Here is a 1549-nt window from a genome sequence, read left to right on the forward strand (position 1 = left end):
CCCCGTTATGTTTTCTGCGGTCCTGCAATGGGGCTGCTGGCCTCCGGGCTCGGCATGACTGTTGCCCCCTGTCGAAGGCATGACCTGGGGGGTGGTGTCACCGGGTTCGGGGGTGTTCGTCGGAGACGCTGATCAGAGGTCCGGCCACCGTCCGGTCCGGCGCAATGCCGGACAGTTCGCGGGCGGCAGGTCTGCATAACGTGGATGCGCGAGCACGACACCCGAGCCGAGGCCGGCACCGTCAACCCCCTGGGAAGGGGCACGATGTTCGAGATCGAAGACGTGGGCGTGTTCCTGGGCCTGGACGTCGGCAAGAGTGCCCACCACGGTCATGGGCTCACCCCGGGCGGGAAGAAGGTCTTCGACAAACCACTGCCCAACAGCGAACCCAGGCTGCGGGCCGTCTTCGACAAGCTGCGCGACAAGTTCGGCACCGTCCTGGTGATCGTGGACCAGCCCGCCTCCATCGGCGCCCTGCCACTGACCGTCGCCCGCGACGCCGGCTGCCAGGTCGCCTACCTGCCCGGACTCGCGATGCGCCGGATCGCCGACCTCTACCCGGGCGAGGCCAAGACCGACGCCAAGGACGCCGCCGTCATCGCCGACGCCGCACGCACGATGCCACACACCCTGCGCTCCCTGGAGCTCACCGACGACATCACCGCCGAGCTCACCGTCCTGGTCGGCTTCGACCAGGACCTCGCCGCCGAGGCCACCCGCACCAGCAACCGGATACGCGGCCTGCTCACCCAGTTCCACCCCAGCCTGGAGCGCGCCCTGGGCCCGCGCCTGGACCACCAGGCCGTGACCTGGCTCCTGGAGCGCTACGGATCCCCGGCCGCCCTGCGCAAGGCAGGCCGCCGCAAGTTGGTGGAGCTGATCCGCCCGAAGGCCCCGCGCATGGCCACCAGGCTGATCGACGAGGTCTTCGACGCCCTCGACGAGCAGACCGTCGTCGTCCCGGGCACCGGCACCCTCGACATCGTCATCCCCTCCCTGGCCGCGTCCCTGGCCGCTGTCCACACCCAGCGCCGGGCGATGGAAGCCCAGATCAACGTCCTGCTGGAGGCTCACCCTCTTTCCCCGGTCCTGACGTCGATGCCCGGCGTCGGCGTCAGGACCGCCGCCGTCCTGCTGGTCACCGTCGGCGACGGCACCAGCTTCCCCACCGCCGCCCACCTGGCCTCCTACGCCGGACTCGCCCCCACCACGAAGCAGTCCGGCACCTCGATCCACGGCGAACACGCACCCCGCGGCGGAAACCGGCAATTGAAACGGGCGATGTTCCTGTCCGCCTTCGCCTGCATGAACGCCGACCCGGCCTCCCGCACCTACTACGACAAACAACGCGCCCGCGGCAAGACCCACACCCAAGCCGTCCTCCGCCTCGCCCGCCAACGCATCAGCGTCCTGTTCGCCATGCTCCGCGACGGCACCTTCTACGAACCCCGCGAACCCAGGAGCCTCGGACTCGCCGCATAACCACGACGAGCCCGAACCACCCCAAACCCGACGGGGGCACCTTGACGAAAGACATAGAGGCACCCCC

Annotated in this window: 1 protein-coding gene; it reads left to right on the top strand. The window is 69.5% G+C overall.

Annotated elements, in window-relative coordinates:
• Positions 1-264 precede the first annotated feature (264 nt).
• The gene (locus tag BJP40_RS05365) at positions 265-1482 is read left to right on the top strand and encodes an IS110 family transposase (RefSeq protein WP_071278170.1); all 1218 of its coding nucleotides are present in this window, start codon (positions 265-267) and stop codon (positions 1480-1482) included.
• Positions 1483-1549: the final 67 nt, after the last annotated feature.

Source organism: Streptomyces sp. CC53 (genome assembly GCF_001865245.1).
GTDB lineage: Bacteria > Actinomycetota > Actinomycetes > Streptomycetales > Streptomycetaceae > Streptomyces.